Below are 24,175 nucleotides of genomic sequence, written 5' to 3'. Positions count from 1 at the left end.
CGTATTTGCCGTTTACCCTGTTCTTTTCTGACTTTATGTGACAAATGTGTGCGCACACTCACATCGACGAATGTGTCTTTAGAGATATGTTGTCGTATGTTTATGCGCAAAAACTTTTACTGAATCGCCCCGACCGACGATGTCCGCCGGGGCGATTTTCCTACTCGCCAGCCGCCGCTACCGGTCCCTTCGCCGGCTCGCGCCCCGCCGAAGCTGCCGGTTCGAACACCAGCACCAGGTCGCCGCGATAGCGCCCATTGGTCGATACCGTCCCGCCGACAGCCGGCGCTTGCGCGCTGATCCTGACATTGCGGGTTTCGTCGTAGCCGTCGAAGCCATCGTGCCCGGGTTTCACCAGCGTGAGCGTGCGAGCCGCGCCGGGCGCGATTTCCGCGTCTTCGGCCTTGCCCGTCAGCACGACCTTCGCATTGGCGAGGTCGTCGCGACCGTTCGACAGGCGCAGCGGCTGCAGCAGCGTGACGTTGATATCGGGCGTCGTCGTGCGCACGCGGATCGGCAGCGTCGTCGCGAATGCCTGCCGCGTGCCGTCGGTCACGTTCAGTTCGACCACGTCGTACGCAGAGTCGTCCGGCTTCGATACGAACAGGCTGTCGCCGATATGCGCGACCAACGTGATGGTCTTGACGACCGCTTGCGGCGACGTCGAGCCCGCATGGGCGATGCCGGTCAAGGCGCCGCATGCGACGAGTGCGGTGAGAGAAGTTCGGATTTTCATTGTGTAGTCCCGCATTCCGGAGGGTTGGGATTCGGGCGCCCGCGCCTTCCTTTGCCGGAAAATCCGGAACCTGCTTATCCCGAAATTAACCGGCACGATCCCCGTGGCATTCGATGCGCCCAGCCGCGACGCGTACGATCGAGTCGGCTGGATTCGATCGCAAACAGGTAACAGATTCGCGCAACAACCAATACTAGCCTTGTTGTGCGAACCCTCCTCGCCACGGCATGCAACAACGATAGGTTGCGAGAAGTCCGTTAAAAATCCATGGAAACCTTCACGGGTTTTTACGGTTTTCATTTACCAGTGCCATCTTGAAATCAAATAGGACGCACGCGCGAATTCCCCCCGGCCTAATCCGCGTCGGTCATTCCGCCTCTGGTCAGCCCCGCGCCAACCGCGCTATCGTTTCCCTATCCGCACAGCCCAGGAGCTGCCTTTGCCTACCCGCCACGGAATCGACCTCATCCGCGCCCGCGCGTTGTTCGATCGCGAGCGCCAGGCGTTCATCGAAGCCATGCCGGTCTCCCGCGCCCTGTCCGCGGAAGCATCCGAGCACTTGCTGTTCGGCGTGCCGTTGCACTGGATGCAGGACTGGTCGACCCCGTTCTCGCTCTACGTGAAGGAAGCGCGCGGTGCGACCTTCACCGACGTCGACGGCCATCGCTACGTCGATTTCTGCCTCGGCGATACGGGCGCGATGTTCGGCCATGCGCCCGAACCGGTCGCGCGCGCGCTCGTCGAGCAGGCCACGCGCGGCTACACGACGATGCTGCCGAGCGAGGACGCCGCGTGGGTGTCGCGCGAACTCGCGCGCCGCTTCCGGTTGCCGGTCTGGCAATTCGCGCTCAGCGCAAGCGACGCGAACCGCTTCGTGCTGCGCTGGGCGCGCGCGGCCACCGGCCGCAACACGATCGTCGTGTTCAACGGCTGCTATCACGGCACGGTCGACGATGTGTTCGTCGATCTCGTCGACGGCCGCCCGGTGCAGCGCGACAGCCTGCTCGGGCAGTCGTACGACCTGCTCGCGAACACGCGCGTCGTCGAATTCAACGATCTGGCCGCGCTCGAGGCGGCGCTGAAGGACGGCGATGTCGCGTGCGTGCTCGCCGAGCCCGCGATGACGAACATCGGGATGGTGCTGCCCGACCCCGGCTTCTGGGAGGCCGCGCGCGAACTGACGCGCCGCCACGGCACGCTGCTCGTGATCGACGAGACGCACACGATCAGCAGCGGCCCCGGCGGTTACGCGGTCGCGCACGGTCTCGAACCGGACATGCTGGTGGTCGGCAAGCCGATCGCGGGCGGCTTGCCGTGCGCGGTGTACGGGTTCAGCGCCGAATTCGCGGAACGCGCGAAGCAGGCGAAGCTGAACGCGCCGCCCGGCCATTCGGGCATCGGCACGACGCTCACCGCGAACATGCTCGCGATGCATGCGATGCGCGCGACGCTCGCCGAAGTCGCGACCGACGCCGCGTATGCACACATGTTCGAACTCGCCGCGCGGCTCGCGACAGGCCTCGAACACGCGATCGCGACACACCGGCTGCCGTGGTGCGTGACGCGCATCGGCGCACGCACCGAGTTTCAGTTCGCGCCCGTGCCGCCGCGCAACGGCACGCTGGCCGGCGCGCAGCTCGACAGCGAGCTCGAACACATCGTGCACCTGTACCTGCTGAATCGCGGCGTGCTGATCACACCGTTCCACAACATGATGCTCGTGTGCCCGCAAACGACGGCCGACGATGTCGACCGGCTCATCGCGCAGTTCGATGCGTGCCTGGGGGAACTGGCCGGTTGATCGAATGCGACGACGGATGATCCTCGACGCGCCGGCAACCCGGTGCGGTCGAGTATCGATGAGTCGTCGATGACGAAGGTGCACCGCACGCGCAGCGAACCGGATACGCAGCGACCCGCACCCGCCCCGCTACACTCCCTTCAACGCGCGCCGCGCGACTTCCGCGAAATACCGCGCGCCCACCGGCAAAATCTCGTCGTTGAAATCGTACGTCGCGTTGTGCAGCGGCACGCCGCCCTGCCCGGCCGCTTCGCCGTTGCCGATGAACACGAAATTGCCCGGCACCGCCTGCAGGAACGCGCCGAAATCCTCCGAGATCATCATCGGCTGCACGTCGGCGTTCACCGCGTCGGCGCCCGCGACCTGCGCGGCGGCCTGCACGGCCGTGTCGACCCATTCCGGTGAATTCACCGTCGGCGCGAACTCGTGCGTGTAGTCGAACGTGCAGGTCGCGCCGTGCGTGCGGCAGATCCCTTCGCTGATCTCGCGCATCCGCGTTGCCAGCAGCGCCTGCACGTCGCGCGAATAGCTGCGCGTGTCGCCCTTGATCGTCACGGTCGACGGCAGCACGTTGCGCAGCCCGTCGGTGATGAATTCCGTGCACGACACCACCGCCTGCTGGCCGGGGTCGAGATTGCGCGACACGATCGTCTGCAGCGCCAGCACGATCTGCGCGCCGATCACGATCGGATCGATGCCCATGTGCGGCCGCGCCGCGTGCGTGCCGCGCCCATCGATCCGGATCACGAAATTGTCTTCGCTCGCCATGATGCCGCCCGCACGCGTCGAGAACGTGCCCGCGCGCATGCCCGGCATGTTGTGCGCACCGAAGATCGCGTCGACCGGAAAGCGCTCGAACAAGCCGTCGGCCATCATCGCCTTCGCGCCGCGGCCGTGCTCTTCCGCCGGCTGGAAAATGAAGCGCACCGTGCCGTCGAAATCCTTGCGCTCGGCCAGCAGTTGCGCGGCGCCGAGCACCATCGACATGTGGCCGTCGTGCCCGCACGCATGCATCTTGCCCGGCGTGCGCGACACGTGTTCGCGGCCCGGCGCGTGCTCGCCGATGTTCAGCGCGTCCATGTCCGCGCGGATGCCGATCGCGCGCGTGCCGGTGCCGACCGTCAGGTTCGCGACGAGCCCGGTGCCGCCGATGCCGCGATGCACGTCGAGCCCGAGCGTCGTCAGGATCCGCGCGACATAGTCCGACGTGTTCACCTCTTCGAAACCCGTCTCCGGATACTGGTGCAGATGGCGGCGCCAGGTCTTCAGTTGCCCGTGCAGCGTGCTGGCTTCAATTGCGTCGGTTTCGTCCATTGCATTCGCCTCGTCGGTCGTCATGTCGTTCAGGCCGCCACCGCCGCGCGGCTCAGCCAGTCGCGCTGGCGCGCGAGCACCGCGTCGGCCGTCTCGCCGATGCAATTCCGGTACACGGACGGCGCGGTCGCCCCTTCCGTGTTGATCGCCAGCACGCGCGCATTTGCGTCGAGCCCGACCTGCCGCGCGAGCGCCGGGTCGCGCATCAGCACGTCCAGCCCCGCCACGCCGGCCGCGCCCGATTCGCCGGCGACGAGCGGCACGTCGCGTTCGCTGCCGGCCGCAAGGCCGCGCATCGCCTGCACCGCGTCTTCGTCGTCGATCAGCATGAAGTAGTCGATGCACATCTCGAGGAAATCCCACGCGAGCGGCGACGCCTCGCCGCACGCAAGCCCGGCCATCACCGAATCGACGCTGCCGGTGGCCTTCGTCGCGCGCCCGGCCAGCGCGCTCTGGTACAGGCAATCGGCCTGGCGCGGCTCGACGACGATGAAGCGCGGCCGCTGCACGCCGTCGCGCTCCCACAGGTAGCTCGCGACGCCCGCGGCGAGGCCGCCCACGCCGCCCTGCAGGAACACGTGCGTAAACGGCCGGCCGTCGTCCTCCGCGGCCTGCGCGACCGCTTCGGCGGCGATCACGCCGTAGCCCTGCATCACGTCGCGCGGAATCGCTTCGTAGCCGTCGTACGACGTATCCGACACGACGTACCAGCCATTCGCCTGCGCAAGCTGCGCCGCGCAGACGACCGATTCGTCGTAGTTCCCCGCGATGCGCACGATCCGCGCGCCGTACGCCGAGATCGCGCGTTCGCGCTCGGCGTCGACGTTCGCGTGCAGCACGATCACGCAGCCGCAGCCGATCGCGCGCGCGGCGGCGGCCAGCGCGCGGCCGTGATTGCCGTCGGTCGCACTGATCACCGTCAGGTCGGCCAGCTCCGACGCGTAGCGGCCGGTGACGAGCCCTTGCGGATCGAAATCCTGCGTGCGCCGCAGCCGCTTCACGAGCCGCACCAGTGCGATCGGCGCGCCGAGCGCCTTGAAGCTGCCGAGCGGCGAGCGGCACGACTCGTCCTTCACGCTGACGCTCGCGACGCCGAGCCGCGCGGCGAGATCGGGCAGCGCCCGCAACGGCGTGCGCGCGTTGCCGACGAGCGGCCAGTGCGCGAGCCATGCGCCGCTTTCGTCGGCCGACGCGATGTTCATCACGCGGCGCAGCGCCTGGGGATAGGGAGTGCGCGACGCGCGCGGGTTGGCGATCAGCATGGCGAAAGGTTCAGGATCGGGACCGCGCGGGCGGTCCGTCGGGTGGGTCGGATCGGGCAGGCGCGGGTTGCGCTCGCCGTCGGTTGGAAAATAATATTGCGCATGCCGATCAACAAAATCGCCAAATCGACGGCTCCGACGCAAAAATTTCTCATTCTTTCGAGGTTTGACACGCCATCATGACGACCCCTCTCGATGCGTTCGATCGCAAGCTGCTGATGGAAGTCCAGCGCGACGCGCAGACGCCGCAGGCCGAGCTCGGCGCGCGCGTCAACCTGTCGACCGCCGCGGTGAACCGGCGGCTGCGGCGCCTCGCGGAAGACGGCGTGATCGAGCGCTATACGGCGGTCGTCGCGCCGGAGAAGGTCGATCATCCGCTGACGATCGTCGTGAACGTCGAGGTCGAAAGTGAGCAGATCGACCAGCTCGACGCGATGAAGCGCGCGTTCGAGCGCTGCCCGCAGATCCAGCAGTGCTACTACGTGACGGGGGAATGGGATTTCGTGCTGATCCTCGCGGTGCGCAACATGGATCAGTACAACGCGCTCACGCGCGAGCTGTTCTTCGCGAACAACAACGTGAAGCGGTTCAAGACGCTGGTGAGCATGAGCCGCGTGAAGGTCGGGCTCGAGGTGCCGGTCGATATCGATCCCGGCGAGTGAAGGCGACAACGAAGCGGCCGGCGCGCGATAGCGTGCGCCGGCCGTTTCCCATCGACGGCTACGTCAACGACAACTGAAGCTCGCCGCCGAATTCACGTCGCCCGAGCCGTTGTAGCGCGCGACCTGCGGATACGGGCACAGCGGGCGGGTACGCCCAGCGCCCCACGACGTCGGCACGTCCGCGTTCGGCACCGCGTTCGTCGAGTCGCGCGCGGTAGCAACGACCGCCGCGGGCGCCTCCCCCTGTTCGACCCACGCGACGAGCGGCGTCAGCATGTCGAACTGGTCGGCGGCCGGCCCGCCCGCGCAGTGGTTCATCCCCGGCACCGGATAGAAGCGTGCGAAGCTCGACGCATCGCCGCCATTCGCCTGCGCGACCTGCGCGTACCAGTCGCGCGTGTCGTTGAACGAGAACACCGGGTCGCCGGTGCCGTGATAGACGAGCAGCTTCGCGCCGCGCGACTTCAGCGCGGACAGGTTCGTCTCGTCGGGCGGCGTCATGAACGACCACGCGGATTGCGTGTACACGCCGTTCGTCGCGAAGATCGCCGGCGCATCGTTGTCCATGTCGAAGCCGAGCGCGAAGCCGGGCAGGTTCGCGAGCGCCGCGGCGGTTTTCGGCGGCGTCATGAACGTGAACGCCATCGCGGCCGGATCGAGCGTGATCGACGCCGATTGCTTCCACGACGCCCAGCCGCCGGCAGCCACGCCCGGATCGTACGGAAAGCTCGCGTACAGCGCCGTGCCCGCGCTGTTGCGCGCCCCGGCGAACACGTTCTCCAGCGCGGTTTTCTGCGCAGGCGTCAGGCAGGCGCCGGTGCGGGTGCCGTTCGCGCAGGTCGGGATATCGGCATCGACGCTGAAGTGCGCCTGGCACGCGGCGACGTCCTGCACCATCCCGTCGGCCGTGCCGTCGAGCGCATCGCATTTGTCGAGGATCTTCGTGCCGACGAACTGGCGCTCCGCATCGTTGAAACCGCTGCGGATATCCGGCAACCCGTTCGATCCGGTCGCCGACGCGATCTTCGCGAACTGCTGCGCGCCGTACATCTCGCCGATCGCCGCCTTCGGCAGATGGAAGCCCGGATCGCCCGCGATGATGCCGTCGTAGTCGGCCGGGTTGCGCACCGCCGTGACCATCGCGTGACGGCCGCCGTTCGAGCAGCCGCCGAAGTAGCTGCGATCGGGCGCCTTGCCGTACGCGAGCCGGATCACCTGCTTCGCCATTGGCGTCAGTGCATCGACGGCGCCGTAGCCGTAGTCGATCCGCGCCTGCGGATCGAGGCCGAACAGCGGATTCTGCGCAGCGCTGTGCCCGGAATCCGAGCTGATCACCGCGAAGCCCTGGTTCAGTGCGTTGGTCAGCGGCCCGCCGCCGCCAATCTCGCCGGTCGCGGTCACGACGTTGCCGTCGAGCCCACCGTTCGCCTGGTAGAAGAAGCGGCCGTTCCATGCTTTCGGCAAGCGCATCTCGAAGCCGATCGCATAGGTCTTGCCGTCCACCGCGCTCACGCGCTCGTTCATCTTGCCTGCGATCACGCAGTGCTCGGCGACCGGCTTGCCGGCCACCGTCAGCGCGCCGGCAGCCGCGGTCGTCACCGACGTGAACGACGTGTTCGCATACGCGAGCTTCGCGGCGAGCGCGTCGCAGGTCTGCGCCATCGTGGCCGGCGTCGCGGCGCTCAGGTGCGTGGGCGCGGCGCCGATCGAATCGTCGCCGCCGCAACCGGCGAGCATGGCCGCGGCGGACAACGGCGCAATACAGAGGAATGCAGATTTCCTGTTCAAGATAACTCCCGTTCGGTTCGTCACGCCGGTGAATCAGAACATGTGCCGCACGCCGACCATCGCGCCGAGCTGCCCCATCCCTGCGCCGGGCGTCGTGCCAGGCCCGCCGCCGCTGACCGAGTAGCGCGCGTGCGCGCTGTTCCACAGATACGACGACTGCGCATAGACGGCCGTGCGCTTGGTCAGCAGATAGGTCGCACGCAGCGTCGCCATCGTCGCGCGCGTGTCGTGCGCGCTGTTGACGATCCGGTAGCCTTCGCCGTCGACGACGAAATCGGGTTTCACCGCATACGACGCGCCGACGAAGAACAGGTCCGAATGCGCACCGGGCGCGGCCGGCGAACCGGTCGACACGCGCCGCCCGATCCAGCCCGCGCCGATCCGCGCGCCGGCCGCCTGCGCATACGCGCTCACGTGCGTGCGCGCGTCCTTGCCGCCGCTGCTCGTGAAGGGGACGGGCGCGATGCCGTCGAAGAAGTTCGCGGCCGCGCCGGTGCCGCCGCGCTGCTCCTCGTACGACGCCGCCGCACCGAAATACGCGCTGTCGTACTTGAGCATCACCGACCAGTTGCGGCACTGCACCGCGTCGCCGGGCACCTGGCCCGCGCACGTGCCCTGCCCCGGCGAGTTGCCGGTGCCCGCGCCGTCGCGGCCGAACGAATACGCGGCGCCGAGCGTCACGCCGCGATACGTGCCGACGTAGGTCACCGCGTTGTCGGCGCGCCCGTTCGGCACGTACGCGTCGAACGAGCCGAGCCCGTAGATGTCGGGGCCGATGATGTCCGCGCCCTGCAGCGCGAGGTAGGTCATCGTGTACTGCCGGCCGAACGCGAGCGTGCCGAAGCCGCTCTTCAGCCCGACGAAGGCCTGCCGCCCGAACAGCCGGCCGCCCTGCCCGAGATCGCCGCCGCGCACGTTGAAGCCGCTTTCGAGCGTGAACACCGCCTGGTAGCCGCCGCCGAGATCCTCGGTGCCGCGCAGCCCCCAGCGCGACGGCAGTTCGCCCGTCACGCCCGGCATCCGCACCACGTGGTCGCCGGCCGCGTTCGCGTGCGACACGAATTCGACGCCCGTGTCGATGATCCCGTATAGCGTCACGCTCGACTGCGCATGCGCACCGGGCGCCGCGAGTGCGCAGCACGCGCCGGCGGCCAGCAGGCCGTTCCTTGTCTTCGTCTTCATCGTTGCGTCTCCAGACCTTGAGTAAGCGCGCTCTGACGGCGCGCATTGAAAAATCAAAACCTCAGTCGCCGGCTTGCGGGCGGCGAATCAGCACGAATGCAGCGAAAGCCGCAACGAGCGTGACGGGGATGCTCGCGCCGATCACGACGGGCGCGCTGCGGCCCGCGGCCAGCAGCGTCGCAGCCGCGAGCGGCCCGACGACGGAGCCGAGCCGGCCGATCGCCACCGCCGCACCGACGCCGGTGCCGCGCATCGCGGTCGGGTAGTAGATCGCAGCGAGCGCATACAGCACCGACTGCCCGCCGACGACGAACATCCCCGCCGCGAACGCGGCCGCCGCGAGCGACGCGAAACCGGGCGCGGCCGCGAGCGCGGCGAGCGACAGCACGATCCCGACATACATGCCGCCGACCACGCGCGACGCGCGCATCCGGTCGAGCGCCGCACCGATGCCGAGTGCACCGAGCCCCGCGCCGACGTTGAACGCGATCTGCACGAGGCCGACGTGCGCGCGATCGAGCCCGCGCGAGGCCATCAGCGACGGCAGCCAGTTCAGCAGGAAGTAGAGGACGATCAGCGTGCAGAAGTAGCTGACCCACAGCGCGACCGTCGACGTCGTGCGGCCGTCGCCGAACAGCGTGCGTGCGACGCTGGTGCGTGCGGCCTGCGTGCCGGCGACGTCGAGATACGCACGCGATTCCGGCAGGAACCAAACGAGCAGCGGCACGAGCAGCAGCGGCCCCACGCCGCCGACGTAGAAGATGTGCCGCCATTCGGTGTCGCCGGCGAGCAGCACGCCGATCACCGATGCGATCACGCCGCCGAACGGGATCCCGCAGTACATCGTCGCGACCGCGCTGCTGCGCGAGCGCGGCTCGACCGCTTCGGACGACAGCGCGATCAGGTTCGGCATCGCGCCGCCGAGGCCGATGCCGGTCAGCACGCGCACGACGACCAGCATCGCGAAGGTCGATACCTGCGCGGTCGCGATCGACAGCAGCCCGAACAGCACGACCGATGCGATCAGCACGCGCTTGCGGCCGATCCGGTCGGCGAGCCGCCCGCCTAGCATCGCGCCCGGCAGCAGCCCGAAGGTGCCCGCGCTGAACGCGATGCCCATCTGCGATACGGACAGCCCGAATTCGCGCGCCATTCGCGGCGCGGCGACGCCGACCGACTGCAGGTCGAGCCCTTCGAGGAGGGCGATCGCGAAACACAGCGCGAGCGTGGTCGCGACCGTGGATTTTTCGGCAACGTAAGTGTTCATGTCTCCAGTCCCATGTCTTGTAGTCGGTCGGCCGTGCAACGGCTACCGCGCGTCGCCGCCGGCCAGTGGCGGATCGGCGCGCGAGGTGTCGTATGAACGGCTGCCTTTATCAGGCAACCTGATTCACTGGCCGCAAGCGTGCCTGCCGGTGTCGTGGCCGGCCGGTCGTTGTACCTGCTTGTTGCTGCTTACTGCTGCTTGCTGCTTGCTGTTCGTGCGTGCTGCTTACGCGTAAATCACGTCGGGATCGCGCCGCGCCGGGTCATACAGCGCGTCGATCATCGCCGCGCGATGCTTCCGCACGGCCGCTTGGTTCAGCGAACCCTTGTCGGTCACTTCGCCGAGATCGAGCGACGGCGGCGTGTCGATCAGCCGGATCCGCGCGACGAACGTCGAGCCGCCGCTCGCGTTCCGGTTCAGCGCGGCGAGCCACGCCGCGAACGCCGCACGCACGGCCGGCGCGCGCAGCACGTCGGTCACGGACGCATCGGCGGCGAGCCCCGCCAGCGCACGGCATGCATCGACGCGCGGGAACACCAGCAAGCCGATGTCGTCGCGATCGATCCCGGTCACGACCACGTCCTGCACGTACGGCGCGCCGGTCGACACCGCGTTCGCGCGCAACGGCCCGACGCTGACGAACGTGCCGCTGCTCAGCTTGAAGTCCTCGGTCAGCCGGCCGTCGAACAGCAGCCCGAGTTCCGGCCGCTCTGGATCGGCAAAGACGCCCGCGTCGCCGCTGCGGTAATAGCCTTCTTCGTCGAACACGTCGCGCGGATCGGCCTCCGCGTGCCAGTAGCCGCGCATCACGTTCGGCCCCTTGAAGCGCAGTTCGTGCTTGCCGCCGCACGGTACGAGCTTCGCGTCGCAGCCGGGCGCGGGCAGCCCGATATAGCCGGCGCGCATCAGCGGCCCCGTCGTGAACAGGCACGACGGCGACGCCTCCGTCATCCCGAGGCCGGCCATGATCCGGATGCGCTCGCCGCAATGCGCTTCGGTCACGCGGTCCAGCCGATCCCACGCGGCCTGCGACAGCCCCGCGCCGCCGAAGAAATACAGCTTCACGCGCGAGAAGAACGTGTCGCGCAGCTCGGCGTCGCGTTCGAGCGCGGCGGTCAGCTCCTCCCAGCCCTTCGGCACGTTGAAGTAGATCGTCGGCGCGATCTCGCGCAGGTTGCGCACGGTTTCGTCGAAGCGGCCGGGCATCGGGCGGCCGTCGTCGATATACAGCGTGCCGCCGTTGTACAACGCGATGCCGAGGTTGTGACTGCCGCCGAACGTATGATTCCACGGCAGCCAGTCGACCAGCACCGGCGGTTCGCGCGTGAGTTCCGGCATCGTCTGGCGCAGCATCTGCTGGTTGCTGCACAGCATCCGGTGCGTGGTCGGCACGGCCTTCGGCTGCTTCGTCGAACCGGACGTGAACAGGATCTTCGCGAGATGGTCGGGGCCGACCGCCGCGTGGATCGCGTCGATCGTGCGCGGGACGGTCGCGAGCAGGCGCGACAGCGGCACCGCGCGGGCCTCGGCATCGGCATCCGCATCGCGCGCGACGATCAGCGCCGCATCGGCCGGCAGCGTCGCGTCGAGCGCACGCGCGAACGGCGCGCGTTCGGCGACGAACACCGCGCCCGGCCGCAGCACGCCGAGCGTGTGACGCAGCTTGCCGTAGTCGGTCGACACCAGCGAATACGCGGGCGAGATCGGCGAGTACGGCACGCCGGCCAGCATCGCCGCGAACATCAGTTGCAGATGCTCGAGATCGTTGCCGGACAGCACCGCGAGCGGACGCTCGGCCGACAGCCCGAGATCGACGAGCCCTTGGCCGAGCGCGCGGGCGCGTTCGAGCATCTGCGCGTAGGTGAGTTCGATCCAGCGGCCGTCGGCGCCGCGCCGCGCGGCCAGCACGCGGTCGGGGTGCGCTTGCGCGCCGCGCACGAGGCAGTCGGTGATGCGCGTCGGGTAATCGCCGAGCGGTTCGCGCGAGCGCAGGTACCAGGTACCGTCGTCGTCGCGGCGAATCTCGGCCGCGCCGACCGCGACGGCGGCCGCGCGATAGCGTACGCCGCCCGTGTCGGTCACCGGCCCGCTGGCGGGGTGCGATACATTCATCGTGACCTCGCTCATATCGGGTAGTGCCGCGGCGTGGTCTGCACCGTGATCCAGCGCAGCTCGGTGAATTCGGCGATCGACGCGCGGCTGCCGAAGCGGCCGTAGCCGCTCGCCTTCGTGCCGCCGAACGGCATCTGCGCTTCGTCGTGCACGGTCGGCCCGTTGATATGGCAGATCCCCGATTCGATCCGTCGTGCGACCGCCATTGCACGTGCGATATCGCGGCTGAACACGCTCGCCGACAGCCCGAACTCGCTGTCGTTCGCGAGCGCGACCGCTTCGTCGTCGCTATCCGCACGCAGGATCGCGACGACCGGCGCGAAGGATTCCTCGCGATAGAGCCGCATGTCGCGCGTGACCCCGTTGACGATCGCGGGCTGCATCGTCGCGCCTTCCACACGGCAGCCGAGCGGCAGTTGCGCGCCATGCGCACGCGCATCCTCGACCAGCGACGCCGCGCGCGCGGCGGCCGACGCATCGACCATCGTGCCCAGCGGATGGCCGGCCAGCGGATCGCCCGCGACCAGCGTGCGCGCCTTCGCGGCAAGCCGCTCGACGAGCGCATCGGCGATCGGCCGCGCGACGATCACGCGCTCGGTCGACATGCAGATCTGCCCCTGGTTGAAGAATGCGCCGAACGCAATCGCGTCGACGGCCGCGTCGAGATCGGCATCGTCGAGCACGAGCACCGGCGCTTTCCCGCCGAGTTCGAGCAGCACGGGTTTCAGGTGCGCGGCCGCGTGGCGCGCAATGATGCGGCCGACGTGCGTCGACCCGGTGAAGTTGATCCGCTTCACGTGCGGATGCGCGATCATCCGCTCGACGAGTTCGGGCGCGTCGGCCGCCGCGTGCGTGATCACGTTCACCACGCCCGCACCGAGCCCCGCTTCGTCCAGCACCGCGCCGATCAGCGCGTGCACGCCCGGGCACGCCTCGGACGCCTTCAGCACGACCGTGTTGCCGCACGCGAGCGGCATCGCCAGCGCACGCGTGCCGAGGATCACCGGCGCATTCCATGGCGCGATGCCGAGCACTACGCCGCACGGCACGCGCATCGCGAGCGCGAGATTGCCCGGTACGTCGGACGGGATCACGTCGCCGGCGATCTGCGTCGTCATCGACGCGGCCTCGCGCAGCATGTTCGCCGCGAGCGTCACGTTGAAGCCGAGCCAGCCGGGCGTCGCGCCGGTTTCGGCCACGCCGGTCGCGATGATCTCGTCGATGCGCGCGTCCATCAGGTCGGCCGCCTTCAGCAGCCGGCGGCGCCGCTCGGTCGGCGCAAGCGCCGCCCATGCGGGGAACGCGCGGTGCGCGGCGTCGATGGCCGCGTCGGCGTCGGCCACGCCGGCCGCCGGCGCGTGCGACGCGAGCGCGCCCGTCGCGGGGTTGAAGCGGTCGAAGGTGCGGCCGTCACGGGCGTTGCACCACTCGCCGCCGATCAGCATCCGTCTGTCGGTCATGTCGTCTCCTGCCTTGCCTGTCTCTTGCGATTACGCCGGCGGTGATGCCGGCGGCTGCGTCGGCGCTTGTCTCAGCGCTTGTAAGCCTGCAGGCCCGGCTTGATCGTCTTGTCGTCGAGGAACTGCTTCAGCCCCTGCTCGCGGCCGCGCTCCGGGTCGCGCAGCTGCGCCTGGTCGAGCTTCGCATACAGGTAATCCTCGCACTGTTCCCACGTAAGTTCGCGCGAACGCTTGAAGCCGTGCTTCGCCGCGCGCAGCACGACCGGGTTCTTGTCCATCAGCCGCGCGGCGAGCGCGATCGTCGCGTCGCGCAGGTCGGCGAGCGGCACGCTGCTGTTCACGAGGCCCATCTCCGCCGCTTCCGCGCCGGTGAACGTGTCGCCGGTCATGATGTAGTGCAGCGCGCGGCGGTGCCCGACCGTGTCCGCCATCGCCTTGCTGACGAGGTTGCCCGGCGGGATGCCCCAGTTGATCTCCGACAGCCCGAACACCGCGTCGTCCGCCGCGATCGCGAGGTCGCACGCGACGAGCGGCGAGAACCCGCCGCCGAAACACCAGCCGTTCACCATCGCGATCGTCGGCTTGTTGTACATCCGCAGGCGGCGCCACTGCCAGTCCGATGCGTCGCGGCGCACCTTTTCCTGCAGCGCGTCGGAGCCGCCGTCGATCTCGCGGAAATATTCCTTCAGATCCATGCCGGCCGTCCACGCGGCGCCCGCGCCGGTCAGCACCAGCACCTTCGCCTCGTCGTCGAACTCGACCGCGTCGAGGACTTCCAGCATTTCCCGGTTCAGCGTCGGGCTCATTGCATTGCGCTTCTCGGGGCGATTCAGCGTGACCCACGCGATGCCGGCCTCCACTTTCACTTCAACGGTCTGCCAGCGGTTGTCGTACTTGCTCATGTCTGTTCCTGTCGTTCGTTCCTGTGCGATTCGGTGCGCAGCATGCCTGCTGCGGACGACTTCATTTAATATCAGGCTACCTGATATTGCAAGCGGCACGAGCGCCGGTGTAAACCCGGAGCGGAAGGCGGAGAAAGCGTTGGGGAAATCGGGGAGCGGTCGGGCAACCGCCGACGGCGCGTACGAAGCGGGCGGGGGCCTGGCGGGCCCGCGTCGTGAAAACCGGGGAAGCGGTCAGCCGCGCAGATTGCGCGAGAACAGTTCGAGCGCGTGCTGCACGTGCGCAGCGTCGTCGGCCGAGATGTCGCCGAGCATGCGTGCCTCGAGCGGGCGCAGCACGGCTTCGCATTCGCGCAGCATCGCCGCGCCCGCGTCGGTCAGCGTCAGCAGGATGATGCGGCCGTGTGACGGGTCGGCTTCGCGCGTGACGAAACCGCGGGCGGCCATCACGCTCATCACCTCGTTCGCCGATTGCGGCGTGATCCACGAGCGCTCGGCCAGCTGCGCGTTCGACGATGCGCCGCGCGCCTCGAGCACCGACAGCGCCGTGTATTGCGCGAGCGTGATGCCGAGCGGCGCGAGTGCGTCGGTCATGTGACGGCGCAGCAGCCGGTCGAGGCCGCCGATCACGTAGGTCAGGCGTTGTTGCACGCGCGCTTTCGGCTTGTCGCCCGTCGCGCGGGCGGCGTTTTTCGCGGCGTTCTTCACCGCGCCTGTCGCGGCGTTTTTCGGTTTCGCGGGCTTGGTCGGAGTGGAACTCATGGCGCGTGCTGGATGGAATTGCGGGCCATCTTACCAGCAGGTCGGGGGGGGGGGCGAACGCATAGTCGCGACATCACTCTCAGCGTCCCTCCATGTTCTCAGTTGCCTCGTATAAGTACGAAATATCGGTCGGCACACTAATTAAATTACCAAAAAACAATCAATTCTCATCTTGAAAATGGTTCGCCACTTCGTGATGGGGTAAAAGAACAGCTTCACTCAAACCTTCACAGGATAGAGTGACTGGATACTGGAACCAATAATGATTAATATAGGAAGAAATATGCAGACCAGCCTCCCCCGAATCACTGGGTTAGCCATTCTTGTGTTTTTACTGATTGGCATTTCCATTCATATGACCAGGCCAAATTATGGCCGGTGTGATTTTTTTGAAAAAGAACTGAATGGGGGGAAGAAAGAATTCGGAGGCGCGGAATATTACGCGAAGTTGTGTGGCGCGAATATTCGGAATGGGCACGAAGTGAGATTTCAGCTTTTTGATGGGACTGGAGAATTGCGCGCTCAACGCTATTTTTCATACTACGCAAATTCTGCAACTGAGCGAGAACTGGTAGATGGTGTGGGCGGAATCGTATATTACGATAGCTCAAGCAGTGATGTGATGCAGTTGCTTGCGATTCCGCCTACCAAATGGGATTGGATTCGCGCCCGACTACCTTTATTTTGATTGTGTGTAAAAGAAAAGCCCCCGAACCTTCACAAGCCGGGGGCTTTCGTTTTGCCTGCCGGCCGATAGAACCTGCCGTCCACACCCGCCACTCATCCAGCACGTGTCCCCGCAAACCGCGCGGTCGGCAGCCCCGCATGCCGCGTCTGCGCGACGAACACGCCGCCGGCGTGCGTGTCGCCGGCCAGCACGTCGTCGCCCAACCCGATACGCGCACTCGTCACATACAACCGGCCGTCACCGTCGATCGCGACGCAGCTCGGCTGCGCGGTCGGCACCTCAACACGATCCGTCTCGACCCCGTCCGGCCCATAACGCACCACCCGCCGCCCGCCCCACTGCGCATTCCACAGCCCGCCGTCGCGATCGACGATCGAACCGTCCGGGTCACCATCGGCATCGGTCAGCCGCGCGAACGGCCGCACGTTCGCGACGTCGCCGCCCGCGCGGTAATCGCACACGAAGATCTCGCGCACCATCGAATCGCAGAAAACCATCTTCGACCCGTCCGGCGAGAACCCGATGCTGTTCGCGATCGCGGCCGGCGGCAACGCAAGCCGTTCGAGCGTCAGATCGGAATTGAGCCGATAGAACCCACCGATCGCACGCGGCGGCTCGCCGCCTTCGTCCTTCATCCCGAACACGAACGCGCCGAACGGATCGCAGCGCCCGTCGTTCAGCCGCGTCGGCAAATCGGGCTCGACGTCGACGATTCGCGTAAACGCGCCGCTGCGCAGGTCGAAGAACGCGAGATGCGTCGCGAGCCCGACGAGCAGCACGTCCGGATCGTCGGTCAGCGCGAAGCACGCGAGCCGCTCAGGCATCGCCCACTGCGCGAGATCCGAGCCGTCCGCGCGGCAGCGCCACAGCTGCGCGCCTTCGATGTCCGCCCAGTACAGCGCGTGCGTCCTGTCGCACCACGTCGCGCCTTCGCCGAGCGTGTTGCGGCTGTCGGCCAGCAGCGTCGCCGACGCGGCCGGATGAGTCTGTTGCATGCCGTCTCCCGATATTCGTCGTATGTGCAGGCGGCCGCGCGTGGTCGAAATCAGATCTTCATCGCACGCCGCTGGTTGCGACGATACTGGTCGAACAGCACCGCGAGCAACAGAATTCCGCCGCGTATCAGATATTGGTAAAAGGTCGGCACGTTCAAGAGGCTCATCGCGTCCTGCACGGAGCCCATGATCAGCACGCCGACCAGCACGCCGGAGATCGTCGCGACGCCGCCCGTCAGCGACACGCCGCCGAGCACGCACGCGGAAATCACGCCGAGTTCGAGACCGACCGACGTCTTCGGATCGCCGAGGCTCATCCGCGACGCAAGCATCACGCCGGCAAAGCCAGTCACGAGCCCCTGCAGCACGAACACCGCAATCTTGATGCGCATCACCGGCAGCCCCGCGAGCAGCGCGGCCTCGCCGTTGCCGCCGACGGCCAGCACGTTCTTGCCGAACACCGTCTTGCGCAGCAGGAAGCCGAACACGACGAAGCCGATGATGTTGCTCCAGATCGGATACGAGATGCCGAGGAACGAGCCGCCGCCGAGATCGAAGAAGCGTTCCTCGGAGATCATCACTGCGTCGCCGTTCGACGTGATGAACGCGAGCCCGCGCACGACTTCCATCATCGCGAGCGTGACGATCAGCGAGTTGATCCGGTAGCGCGCGATCAGCACGCCGTTCACGAGCCCGACCGCGCCGCCCGCGAGCACGCCGGCCGCGATGCCGAGCACGACGCTATGCGTCGCGGTGATCAGCGTCGATGCGACGACGCCCGAGAACGCGACGATCGACGCGACCGACAGGTCGACCTCGCCGAGCGCGAGCACGAACATCATCGTCACCGCGATCGAGCCGATCAGCGTGACCGACAGCAGCAGGCCCTGGATGTTGCGCGGCGTGAGGAAGTCCGGCACGGTCAGCGACAGCGTCGCGAACAGCACGAGAAACACCATCACGATGCCGGAGCGGTTGATCAGTTGCCATACGCCGCCGCGCGCTCGCGCGGGCACGGCGGGGGTATCCGGGGAGGGGGAAGTACGTTGGGGTTGCATTGCCTGGCTCATAACGTTTGCTTTCCGGTTGACTGCGGGCCGCTAGCGCGGCAGCGCGAGCTTGATCAGCGCGTCGGGCGTCGCGTGCGCCTTCGCGACTTCGCCCGCGATCCGTCCTTCCTTCATCACGATGATGCGATCCGCCACGCCGATCACCTCGGCCAGATCGCTCGACACGAGGATCACCGTGCGGCCCGCTTCCGCGAGTTCGTAGAACAGGTTGTAGATTTCCGCGCGCGCGCCGACGTCGATGCCGCGCGTCGGCTCGTCCATCAGGAACACGTCGATGCGCTCGGCCAGCCAGCGCGCGAGCACGACCTTCTGCTGGTTGCCGCCGGACAGCGCGCCGATCGGCGTGTCGCCGTCGCGGGTCTTGATCGCGAGCCGCTCGATGTATTTCTGCGCGAGCGCGCGTTCGCGCCGCCCGTCGAGCAGCACGCGCGCCGGGCTGAAATGACGGCGCGCGCTGATGTTCAGGTTGTCGGCCACCGACGCGATTGCGACGATGCCTTCCTGCTTGCGGTCTTCCGGGCACAGCGCGATGCCGGCGCGCACCGCGTCGCGCGGGCTGCCGAACGCGACCCGCCTGCCGTTCAGCTCGACGTGCCCGGCGCTCGATCGCACCGCGCCGTACAGCAGCTTCATCAGTTCCGAGCGGCCCGCGCCGACGAGCCCGAAGAAGCCGACGATCTCGCCGCGCCGCGCGGTGAACGACACGGGCTCGGCCAGCCCCGGCCCCGTCAGCCCCTTCGCTTCGATCAGCACGTCGCCGGCCGTGCGCGGCCGATAGCCGTACACGTCCTCGATCGAGCGGCCGACCATGCAGCCGATCAGCCGGTCGCGGTCGAGATCGGCGACGGAATCGAACGTGTCGATGCGGCGGCCGTCGCGAAACACCGTCACGCGGTCGCACAGTTCGTAGACTTCCTCCATCCGGTGCGTGACGTAGATGATCGCGCGGCCTTCCGCGCGCAGCGCGCGGATGATCCGGAATAGTTGCGTGGTTTCGCGCGCGGACAGCGAGCTCGTCGGTTCGTCGAACGCGATCACGCGCGCGTCGCGCATCAGCGCCTTGCCGATCTCGATCATCTGGCGCTGGCCGATCGACAGATACTTCACCGGGATGCCCGGATCGATGTGCTCGCCGAGCCGCTCCAGCGCATCGAGCGCGCGCGCGGCGAGCGTACGCTCGTCGACCACGCCGAGCCGGCTCGGCAATTGCCCGAGCATCAGGTTTTCCGCGACCGTCAGCTCGGGCACCAGATGCAGTTCCTGGTAGATGATCGCGATGCCGGCCTCGAGCGCCGCGCGCGTCGACGCGAAGCGCTGCACCGTGCCGTTCAGCGTCAGCGTGCCGGCCTGCGGCTGGTTCACGCCGGACAGCACCTTCAGCAGCGTCGATTTCCCCGCGCCGTTCTCGCCCATCAGCCCGTGCACTTCGCCCGCGCGCACCGACAGCGACACCGCGTCGAGCGCACGCACGCCCGGAAACGTCACGGTGATGCCATCGAGCGCGAGCAGCGGGCCGTCCGGCGGCGTGAGCACTTCGGCGTCGTGGCCGGACACGGCCGTCATCGTCTGCATCGTCATCGCGTTCTCGCCTCGCCCCGCTCAAATACCGAGTTCGGCGCGCACGGCCTGCCAGTTCGCGCGCGTCATCAGCTTGCCGCTCGTCTGCGTGTCGGCCGGCGGCGCCTTGCCGTTGCGAATCCAGTCGACGAGGTTCTGCGTGCTGTCCTTGCCGTGGTTCGTCGAGCTGACCGCGATCGTCCCGTAGAAGCCGGTCGGCTCCTTCTTCTGGAACTCGGCGAACGCCTCGCCCGCGCCGTTGATGCCGACGCCGATCACGTCGGCCGCCGGGATGTGCAGCTGTTCGGTCGCGCGCACCGCGCCGAGCACGGTTTCCTCGTTCAGCGCGTAGACCACCCATTTCTTCACGTTCGGATGGCGTGCGAGCACGGGCGCGGCCGCGCTGAAGCCGCCTTCGTCGTCGGTCGTCTTCTGCGGCGCGTCGAAGATGTTCTCCTTGCGGAAGCCGTTCGCGAGCAGCGCCTGCGTCGCGCCGTCGGTGCGCAGCTTCGCGGTCGGCAGCTCGTAGTTGGTGATCCGCAGCGCGCCGACTTCCTCCGGCTTCCAGCCGCGCCGCTTCATCTCGTCGGCGATCGCCTGGCCGACCTGGTTGCCGATCTTGATCGCCGACATCCCGAGGTGCGGCACGTTCGACAGCGGCTTGCCGGTCGAGTCGACGAGCTGGTCGTCGACCGTCACGAACTTCATGTTGTAGCGCTTCGCGCGCGACGCGATCGCCGGCCCGAGGCGCACGTCCGGCGCGCAGATCACGAAGCCCTGCGCGCCCTGCGAACCGAGGTTGTCGATCGCGGCCAGCACCTTCTCGCCGTCCGGCGTGCCGATCTTCACGACCGAGAAGTTCTCCTTCTGGCCAAGGGCGGACGCCGCGTTCTGCTCGTTGATGAACCACGCCTGCTCCGGCATCTTCACGAGGAAGCCGATCTTCAGTGGCGCATCGGCGCGCGCGACGCCCTGCATGCCGAGCGGCGCGATGCACAGCGCGGCCAGCAGCGCGCGCAGGGTGTGTCGACGGATCGTGTGAGTCGTGCGGTTCATGGGAGTCTCCTTTGTATCGGCAGATGCCGTGATGTGTGTCGAAATATCAATCAATCGCCGCGCGCGTCGAGCCGAAGCGCGCACGCAGGTTCAGCGGCCGAACGCGTCGGTCTGCACGCGCCGGCCGAACAGGAAGGCATCGGCGACAAGCCGCAGCGGCCGCACGTCGACGTCGCTTTCGCCACGCGCGATCAATGCGTGGAAATGCGCATACAGCGCCGGGTACTCGCGTTCCGGCCCGATCTCGACCGGCTCGCCCGCGATCGACAGTTGCGCGCCGCCGCGGCTGATCGCGAGCACGCCGTCGGCCGTGTCGACCGCGATCTCCCATTGCTCGACCGGGCCGTGCCGCCAGTCGAATTCCGCGCGCACCGGCACGCCGTCGGTATCCGCGCAATCGAGTTCGGCCGCGATCGGCATCTGTGCGTCGCTCGGCACGAACAGCGTCGCCTCGCGCAGCACGAGTTCGCGCGGCAGGATCCGCGTGACGATCGACAGCGCGTTGATGCCCGGATCGAACACGCCGAGGCCGCCCGGCTCCCAGATCCACTGCTGCCCCGGATGCCAGCGCCGCACGTCTTCCTTCCAGCGCACCTGCACCGCGCGGATCGTGCGCGTGGCGAGCCACGCGCGCGCCGGTTCCACCGCGCTCGCGCAGCGCGAATGCCAGGTCGCGAACAGCGTCAGGCCGCGCTCGCGCGCCAGCGCGTCCAGCGCGGCGACTTCGCCGAGCGTCGCGCCCGGCGGCTTCTCGAGCATCACGTGCTTGCCGGCTTCGAGCGCCGCGCGCGCCTGCGCGTAGCGCACCTGCGGCGGCGCGCACAGCGATACCGCGTCGAGTTCGCGCTCGGCAGCCAGCAGCGCGTTCAGATCCGGATAATTGCGCACGCCGCTGACTTCCGCGTGACGGCTCGCACAGGCAGTCAATGCAAAGCCCGGTTCGGCGGCGATCGCCGGCAAATGCTGGTCGCGCGCGATCTTGCCGATCCCGACGACGCCCAACGAAATCACATCGCTCATCTGCGTTTCTCCTTCGTCACCCGCTCAGCGCGCCCAGCGCAGCACGAGCGGATCGAGCCGGCGCGCGATCGCGAGCAATTCCGCGCGCGTGTCCGGGTGCAGTTCCGGCATCGGATGCCGCGGCCGCTCGCACGCGATCACGCCGCCTTCGCGCATCAGCGCCTTCGCGGTGAGGATCCCGGACTGGCGGTTCTCGTGATTGATCAGCGGCAGCCACGTCTGGTAATGCGCGAACGCATCGTCGTGGCGGCCTTCGCGGAACGCTTCGAGGATCGGCCGGATGCCGTCCGGAAAGCCGCCGCCCGTCATCGCGCCGGTCGCGCCCGCATGGAGATCGGCGAGCAGCGTGATCGCCTCCTCGCCGTCCCACGGCCCCTCGATCGCGTCGCCGCCGAGCCGGATCAGCTCGCGCAGCTTGTTCGCGGCGCCCGGCGTCTCGATCTTGAAGTACGCGACCTGCTCGATCTCGCGCGCCATCCGCGCGAGGAACGGCGCGGACAGCGGCGTGCCGCTCGCGGGCGCGTCCTGGATCATGATCGGGATGTCGATCGCATCCGACACGCGCGCAAAGAAATCGAAGATCTGCGCTTCCGGCACGCGGAACGTCGCGCCGTGATACGGCGGCATCGTCATCACCATCGCCGCGCCGAGCTGCTGCGCGCGCAGGCTGCGCGCCGCACACACCTGCGTGCTGTAGTGCGACGTCGTGACGATCACCGGCACGCGGCCCGCGACGTGTTCGAGGATCGTGCGCGTGAGCACGTCGCGTTCGTCGTCGGTGATCGCGAATTGCTCGGAGAAATTCGCGAGGATGCACAGCCCGTCCGAGCCGGCGTCGATCATGAAATCGACCGCGCGCTTCTGGCTCGCGAGGTCGAGCTCGCCGGTGTCGGAAAACGTCGTCGGGACGACGGGGAAAATGCCGCGATGGCGCGGCGTGCTGCTCGATGTCATGGTGGGTCCTGCGTCAGTCGAATCGGCGTTCAGCCGGAAAACAAGCGTTCATGATTCGCCGGCGAATGCGCCCGCGGCCGGCTCGGGCGCGCGCAGCGCGGCCCGGACCACGAACGTCATCAGCACCGCGAACAGCAGCGTCGCCGCGAGGAAATACAGGCCCGCCGCGAGGCTGCCGGTCGATGCCTTGATCAGGCCGATCCCGTACGGCCCGGCGTAGCCGCCGAGATTCGCGAGCGAATTGATCGCGGCGATGCCGACCGCGGCGCTCGTGCCGGTCAGGAATTCACCGGGCAGTGCCCACACCACGGCCTGGATCGAATAGAGCGAAAACGCGGTGAGGCAGATGAACATGAATTGCAGCGCGGGCTGCCGCACCCACGCGCTCGCGGCCATCGTCACGGCGGCCGCCGCCGATACGACGACGATGTGCCAGTAGCGCTCGCGCTTGCGGTCCGAATGGCGCGGCACGACGAGCAGGCCGACCACCGCGAACAGGTAGGGCACGGCGGACAGCAGACCGGTCATCGCATCGCCGGCGCCGAACGCGTGGATGATCGTCGGCAGCCACAGCGACAGCCCGTAGATGCACAGCGGGAACGGCAAGAACAGCGCGGCGAGCAGCAGCACGCGGCGGTCGCGCAGCGCGGCGAGCGGATTGCCGTGCGAATCGGGGCGATACGTGTCGCGGTCGGCCGCCAGCTGCCGCGCGATCCAGCGCCGTTGGTCATCGTTCAGCCAGCGCGCATACGCGGGCGACTCGGGCAACAGCCGCAGCGTCGGCCACGCAAGCAGCACGGCCGGCAAGCCGCTGACGACGAACAGCGTCTGCCAGTCCGACAGGCCGAACCACCCGTGTGTCGACAGCAGCCATCCGGCGAGCGGCCCGGTCACGATACCGGCGAGCGGTTGCGCGAGCACGAGCAGGCCGATCACGCGGGCGCGGTCGCGCATCGGGAACCATTGCGTGAGGAAATACAGGATGCCGGGATAGAGGCCGGCTTCGGCCGCGCCGAGCAGGAAGCGCAGCACGTAGAAGCTGGTCGGCCCCTGCACGAGCGCCATCGCCATCGTGATCGCGCCCCAGGTCGCGAGGATGCGCGCGAACCACACGCGTGCGCCGAAGCGTCCGAGCGCGAGGTTGCTCGGCACCTCGCACAGGAAGTAGCCGATGAAGAACAGTCCCGCGCCGAGCCCGTACGCGGCGTCGCCGAGGCCGATCGCCGCGTTCATGTGGAGCTTCGCGAAGCCGACGACGGTCCGGTCGACGTAGGCGACCACGTAGATCAATGCGAGGAACGGCACCAGCTTGCGCGTGAGCAGGCGGGTCAGTTGCCGTTCGTCGACGGCTGCCGTCGAATCGGACTGTTCCGCCGCGGCGTGCACGGGCGTGTACTGCGTCGTCATCTTGTCTCCTGTCGACGTACGTTAGCGCTTCAGCGCTTACGTACGTCCCATGCTTCGCGGTCGGTGTGCGTTAGCGCTTTAGCGCTTACGCACGCCCCATGCTTCGCGGTCGGTCCGCGTTGGCGCTTTAGCGCTTACGTGGGCCCCATGCTTCGCGGTCGACGTACGTTAGCGCTTCGG

20 protein-coding genes are annotated in these 24,175 nt (G+C 67.9%); 3 read left to right on the top strand and 17 right to left on the bottom strand.

Translation table 11 applies throughout. From position 1 onward, the window contains the following. Positions 1 to 160: 160 nt before the first annotated feature. Positions 161 to 1,036, bottom strand: a complete 876-nt coding sequence (locus HWX03_RS25060; RefSeq protein ID WP_244132762.1) for a CS1 type fimbrial major subunit — start codon at positions 1,034 to 1,036, stop codon at positions 161 to 163. A gap of 139 nt (positions 1,037 to 1,175) precedes the next feature. On the opposite strand from HWX03_RS25060, the gene HWX03_RS25055 reads away from it, so the two are divergent. After that, positions 1,176 to 2,537, top strand: coding sequence for an aspartate aminotransferase family protein (locus tag HWX03_RS25055; protein WP_175873062.1), 1,362 nt, complete (start codon positions 1,176 to 1,178; stop codon positions 2,535 to 2,537). Positions 2,538 to 2,666: 129 nt separating this feature from the next. Here HWX03_RS25055 and HWX03_RS25050 read toward each other — a convergent pair whose 3' ends face one another. Beyond that, entirely contained in the window at positions 2,667 to 3,851 is a 1,185-nt protein-coding gene (locus HWX03_RS25050) for a M20 aminoacylase family protein (RefSeq protein WP_175873061.1), read from the bottom strand. A 29-nt stretch (positions 3,852 to 3,880) separates the two neighbouring features. Next, positions 3,881 to 5,113, bottom strand: coding sequence for a diaminopropionate ammonia-lyase (locus HWX03_RS25045; RefSeq protein ID WP_175873060.1), 1,233 nt, complete (start codon positions 5,111 to 5,113; stop codon positions 3,881 to 3,883). Between the two features lie 179 nt (positions 5,114 to 5,292). Here HWX03_RS25045 and HWX03_RS25040 point away from each other — a divergent pair, with 179 nt between their 5' ends. Then, positions 5,293 to 5,775: an Lrp/AsnC family transcriptional regulator gene (locus HWX03_RS25040; RefSeq protein WP_175873059.1), complete on the top strand. Its 483-nt coding sequence runs from the start codon at positions 5,293 to 5,295 to the stop codon at positions 5,773 to 5,775. Between the two features lie 63 nt (positions 5,776 to 5,838). On the opposite strand, the gene HWX03_RS25035 is transcribed toward HWX03_RS25040, so the two are convergent. The 7 genes from HWX03_RS25035 to HWX03_RS25005 all read right to left on the bottom strand — a co-directional run bounded on the left by HWX03_RS25035 (position 5,839) and on the right by HWX03_RS25005 (position 15,248). Further along, positions 5,839 to 7,563 carry a tannase/feruloyl esterase family alpha/beta hydrolase gene (locus tag HWX03_RS25035; RefSeq protein WP_175873058.1) on the bottom strand — a complete coding sequence of 575 codons (1,725 nt, stop codon included), beginning with the start codon at positions 7,561 to 7,563 and terminating at the stop codon, positions 5,839 to 5,841. 33 nt (positions 7,564 to 7,596) lie between these two features. Further along, positions 7,597 to 8,745, bottom strand: coding sequence for a porin (locus HWX03_RS25030; protein ID WP_175873057.1), 1,149 nt, complete (start codon positions 8,743 to 8,745; stop codon positions 7,597 to 7,599). A 61-nt stretch (positions 8,746 to 8,806) separates the two neighbouring features. Further along, the gene (gene mhpT, locus HWX03_RS25025) at positions 8,807 to 10,012 is read right to left on the bottom strand and encodes a 3-(3-hydroxy-phenyl)propionate transporter MhpT (RefSeq protein ID WP_175873056.1); all 1,206 of its coding nucleotides are present in this window, start codon (positions 10,010 to 10,012) and stop codon (positions 8,807 to 8,809) included. Between the two features lie 225 nt (positions 10,013 to 10,237). Beyond that, positions 10,238 to 12,139 carry a feruloyl-CoA synthase gene (locus tag HWX03_RS25020; protein WP_175873055.1) on the bottom strand — a complete coding sequence of 634 codons (1,902 nt, stop codon included), beginning with the start codon at positions 12,137 to 12,139 and terminating at the stop codon, positions 10,238 to 10,240. Then, complete coding sequence (locus tag HWX03_RS25015; RefSeq protein WP_175873054.1) at positions 12,136 to 13,584, bottom strand: aldehyde dehydrogenase; 1,449 nt, start codon at positions 13,582 to 13,584, stop codon at positions 12,136 to 12,138. Before HWX03_RS25015 ends, HWX03_RS25020 begins: the two co-directional genes overlap by 4 nt. A gap of 71 nt (positions 13,585 to 13,655) precedes the next feature. Further along, entirely contained in the window at positions 13,656 to 14,486 is an 831-nt protein-coding gene (locus HWX03_RS25010; protein WP_175873053.1) for a p-hydroxycinnamoyl CoA hydratase/lyase, read from the bottom strand. A gap of 234 nt (positions 14,487 to 14,720) precedes the next feature. Next, complete coding sequence (locus HWX03_RS25005; RefSeq protein ID WP_175873052.1) at positions 14,721 to 15,248, bottom strand: MarR family winged helix-turn-helix transcriptional regulator; 528 nt, start codon at positions 15,246 to 15,248, stop codon at positions 14,721 to 14,723. Between the two features lie 283 nt (positions 15,249 to 15,531). Here HWX03_RS25005 and HWX03_RS25000 point away from each other — a divergent pair, with 283 nt between their 5' ends. Continuing rightward, a complete protein-coding gene (locus tag HWX03_RS25000; protein WP_175873051.1) occupies positions 15,532 to 15,936 on the top strand; it encodes a hypothetical protein in 405 nt (134 codons plus the stop codon). Between the two features lie 92 nt (positions 15,937 to 16,028). Here the strand turns inward: HWX03_RS25000 and HWX03_RS24995 are convergent, their stop codons facing one another. The 7 genes from HWX03_RS24995 to HWX03_RS24965 form a co-directional block, all read right to left on the bottom strand. Further along, the gene (locus tag HWX03_RS24995; protein WP_175873050.1) at positions 16,029 to 16,931 is read right to left on the bottom strand and encodes an SMP-30/gluconolactonase/LRE family protein; all 903 of its coding nucleotides are present in this window, start codon (positions 16,929 to 16,931) and stop codon (positions 16,029 to 16,031) included. Positions 16,932 to 16,981: 50 nt separating this feature from the next. After that, positions 16,982 to 18,001, bottom strand: coding sequence for an L-arabinose ABC transporter permease AraH (araH, locus tag HWX03_RS24990; RefSeq protein WP_175873049.1), 1,020 nt, complete (start codon positions 17,999 to 18,001; stop codon positions 16,982 to 16,984). 30 nt (positions 18,002 to 18,031) lie between these two features. Continuing rightward, positions 18,032 to 19,579 carry an L-arabinose ABC transporter ATP-binding protein AraG gene (gene araG, locus HWX03_RS24985; RefSeq protein ID WP_175873048.1) on the bottom strand — a complete coding sequence of 516 codons (1,548 nt, stop codon included), beginning with the start codon at positions 19,577 to 19,579 and terminating at the stop codon, positions 18,032 to 18,034. Between the two features lie 21 nt (positions 19,580 to 19,600). Beyond that, positions 19,601 to 20,614 carry an arabinose ABC transporter substrate-binding protein gene (locus HWX03_RS24980; protein WP_175873047.1) on the bottom strand — a complete coding sequence of 338 codons (1,014 nt, stop codon included), beginning with the start codon at positions 20,612 to 20,614 and terminating at the stop codon, positions 19,601 to 19,603. Positions 20,615 to 20,704: 90 nt separating this feature from the next. Further along, positions 20,705 to 21,634, bottom strand: a complete 930-nt coding sequence (locus HWX03_RS24975; RefSeq protein ID WP_175873046.1) for a Gfo/Idh/MocA family oxidoreductase — start codon at positions 21,632 to 21,634, stop codon at positions 20,705 to 20,707. Between the two features lie 24 nt (positions 21,635 to 21,658). After that, positions 21,659 to 22,588 carry a dihydrodipicolinate synthase family protein gene (locus HWX03_RS24970; RefSeq protein WP_175873045.1) on the bottom strand — a complete coding sequence of 310 codons (930 nt, stop codon included), beginning with the start codon at positions 22,586 to 22,588 and terminating at the stop codon, positions 21,659 to 21,661. 48 nt (positions 22,589 to 22,636) lie between these two features. After that, positions 22,637 to 23,995 carry an MFS transporter gene (locus HWX03_RS24965; protein ID WP_175873044.1) on the bottom strand — a complete coding sequence of 453 codons (1,359 nt, stop codon included), beginning with the start codon at positions 23,993 to 23,995 and terminating at the stop codon, positions 22,637 to 22,639. Positions 23,996 to 24,175 lie beyond the last annotated feature (180 nt).

Source organism: Burkholderia sp. BCC0397, from assembly GCF_902832865.1.
GTDB lineage: Bacteria > Pseudomonadota > Gammaproteobacteria > Burkholderiales > Burkholderiaceae > Burkholderia.
This window is presented reverse-complemented; position numbering and strand designations above follow the sequence as displayed.

Excerpts from the sequence above, each read along its gene's own strand:
- HWX03_RS25020 (WP_175873055.1), bottom strand. The coding sequence starts at position 12,139 with ATGAGCGAGGTCACGATGAATGTATCGCACCCCGCCAGCGGGCCGGTG.
- HWX03_RS25015 (WP_175873054.1), bottom strand. The coding sequence starts at position 13,584 with ATGACCGACAGACGGATGCTGATCGGCGGCGAGTGGTGCAACGCCCGT.
- mhpT (WP_175873056.1), bottom strand. The coding sequence starts at position 10,012 with ATGAACACTTACGTTGCCGAAAAATCCACGGTCGCGACCACGCTCGCG.
- HWX03_RS25040 (WP_175873059.1), top strand. The coding sequence starts at position 5,293 with ATGACGACCCCTCTCGATGCGTTCGATCGCAAGCTGCTGATGGAAGTC.
- HWX03_RS24975 (WP_175873046.1), bottom strand. The coding sequence starts at position 21,634 with ATGAGCGATGTGATTTCGTTGGGCGTCGTCGGGATCGGCAAGATCGCG.
- HWX03_RS24995 (WP_175873050.1), bottom strand. The coding sequence starts at position 16,931 with ATGCAACAGACTCATCCGGCCGCGTCGGCGACGCTGCTGGCCGACAGC.
- HWX03_RS25030 (WP_175873057.1), bottom strand. The coding sequence starts at position 8,745 with ATGAAGACGAAGACAAGGAACGGCCTGCTGGCCGCCGGCGCGTGCTGC.
- HWX03_RS24970 (WP_175873045.1), bottom strand. The coding sequence starts at position 22,588 with ATGACATCGAGCAGCACGCCGCGCCATCGCGGCATTTTCCCCGTCGTC.
- HWX03_RS25010 (WP_175873053.1), bottom strand. The coding sequence starts at position 14,486 with ATGAGCAAGTACGACAACCGCTGGCAGACCGTTGAAGTGAAAGTGGAG.
- HWX03_RS24980 (WP_175873047.1), bottom strand. The coding sequence starts at position 20,614 with ATGAACCGCACGACTCACACGATCCGTCGACACACCCTGCGCGCGCTG.
- HWX03_RS25050 (WP_175873061.1), bottom strand. The coding sequence starts at position 3,851 with ATGGACGAAACCGACGCAATTGAAGCCAGCACGCTGCACGGGCAACTG.
- araG (WP_175873048.1), bottom strand. The coding sequence starts at position 19,579 with ATGACGATGCAGACGATGACGGCCGTGTCCGGCCACGACGCCGAAGTG.
- HWX03_RS25045 (WP_175873060.1), bottom strand. The coding sequence starts at position 5,113 with ATGCTGATCGCCAACCCGCGCGCGTCGCGCACTCCCTATCCCCAGGCG.
- HWX03_RS25005 (WP_175873052.1), bottom strand. The coding sequence starts at position 15,248 with ATGAGTTCCACTCCGACCAAGCCCGCGAAACCGAAAAACGCCGCGACA.
- HWX03_RS25060 (WP_244132762.1), bottom strand. The coding sequence starts at position 1,036 with ATGAAAACCGTAAAAACCCGTGAAGGTTTCCATGGATTTTTAACGGAC.
- HWX03_RS24965 (WP_175873044.1), bottom strand. The coding sequence starts at position 23,995 with ATGACGACGCAGTACACGCCCGTGCACGCCGCGGCGGAACAGTCCGAT.
- HWX03_RS25000 (WP_175873051.1), top strand. The coding sequence starts at position 15,532 with ATGCAGACCAGCCTCCCCCGAATCACTGGGTTAGCCATTCTTGTGTTT.
- araH (WP_175873049.1), bottom strand. The coding sequence starts at position 18,001 with ATGAGCCAGGCAATGCAACCCCAACGTACTTCCCCCTCCCCGGATACC.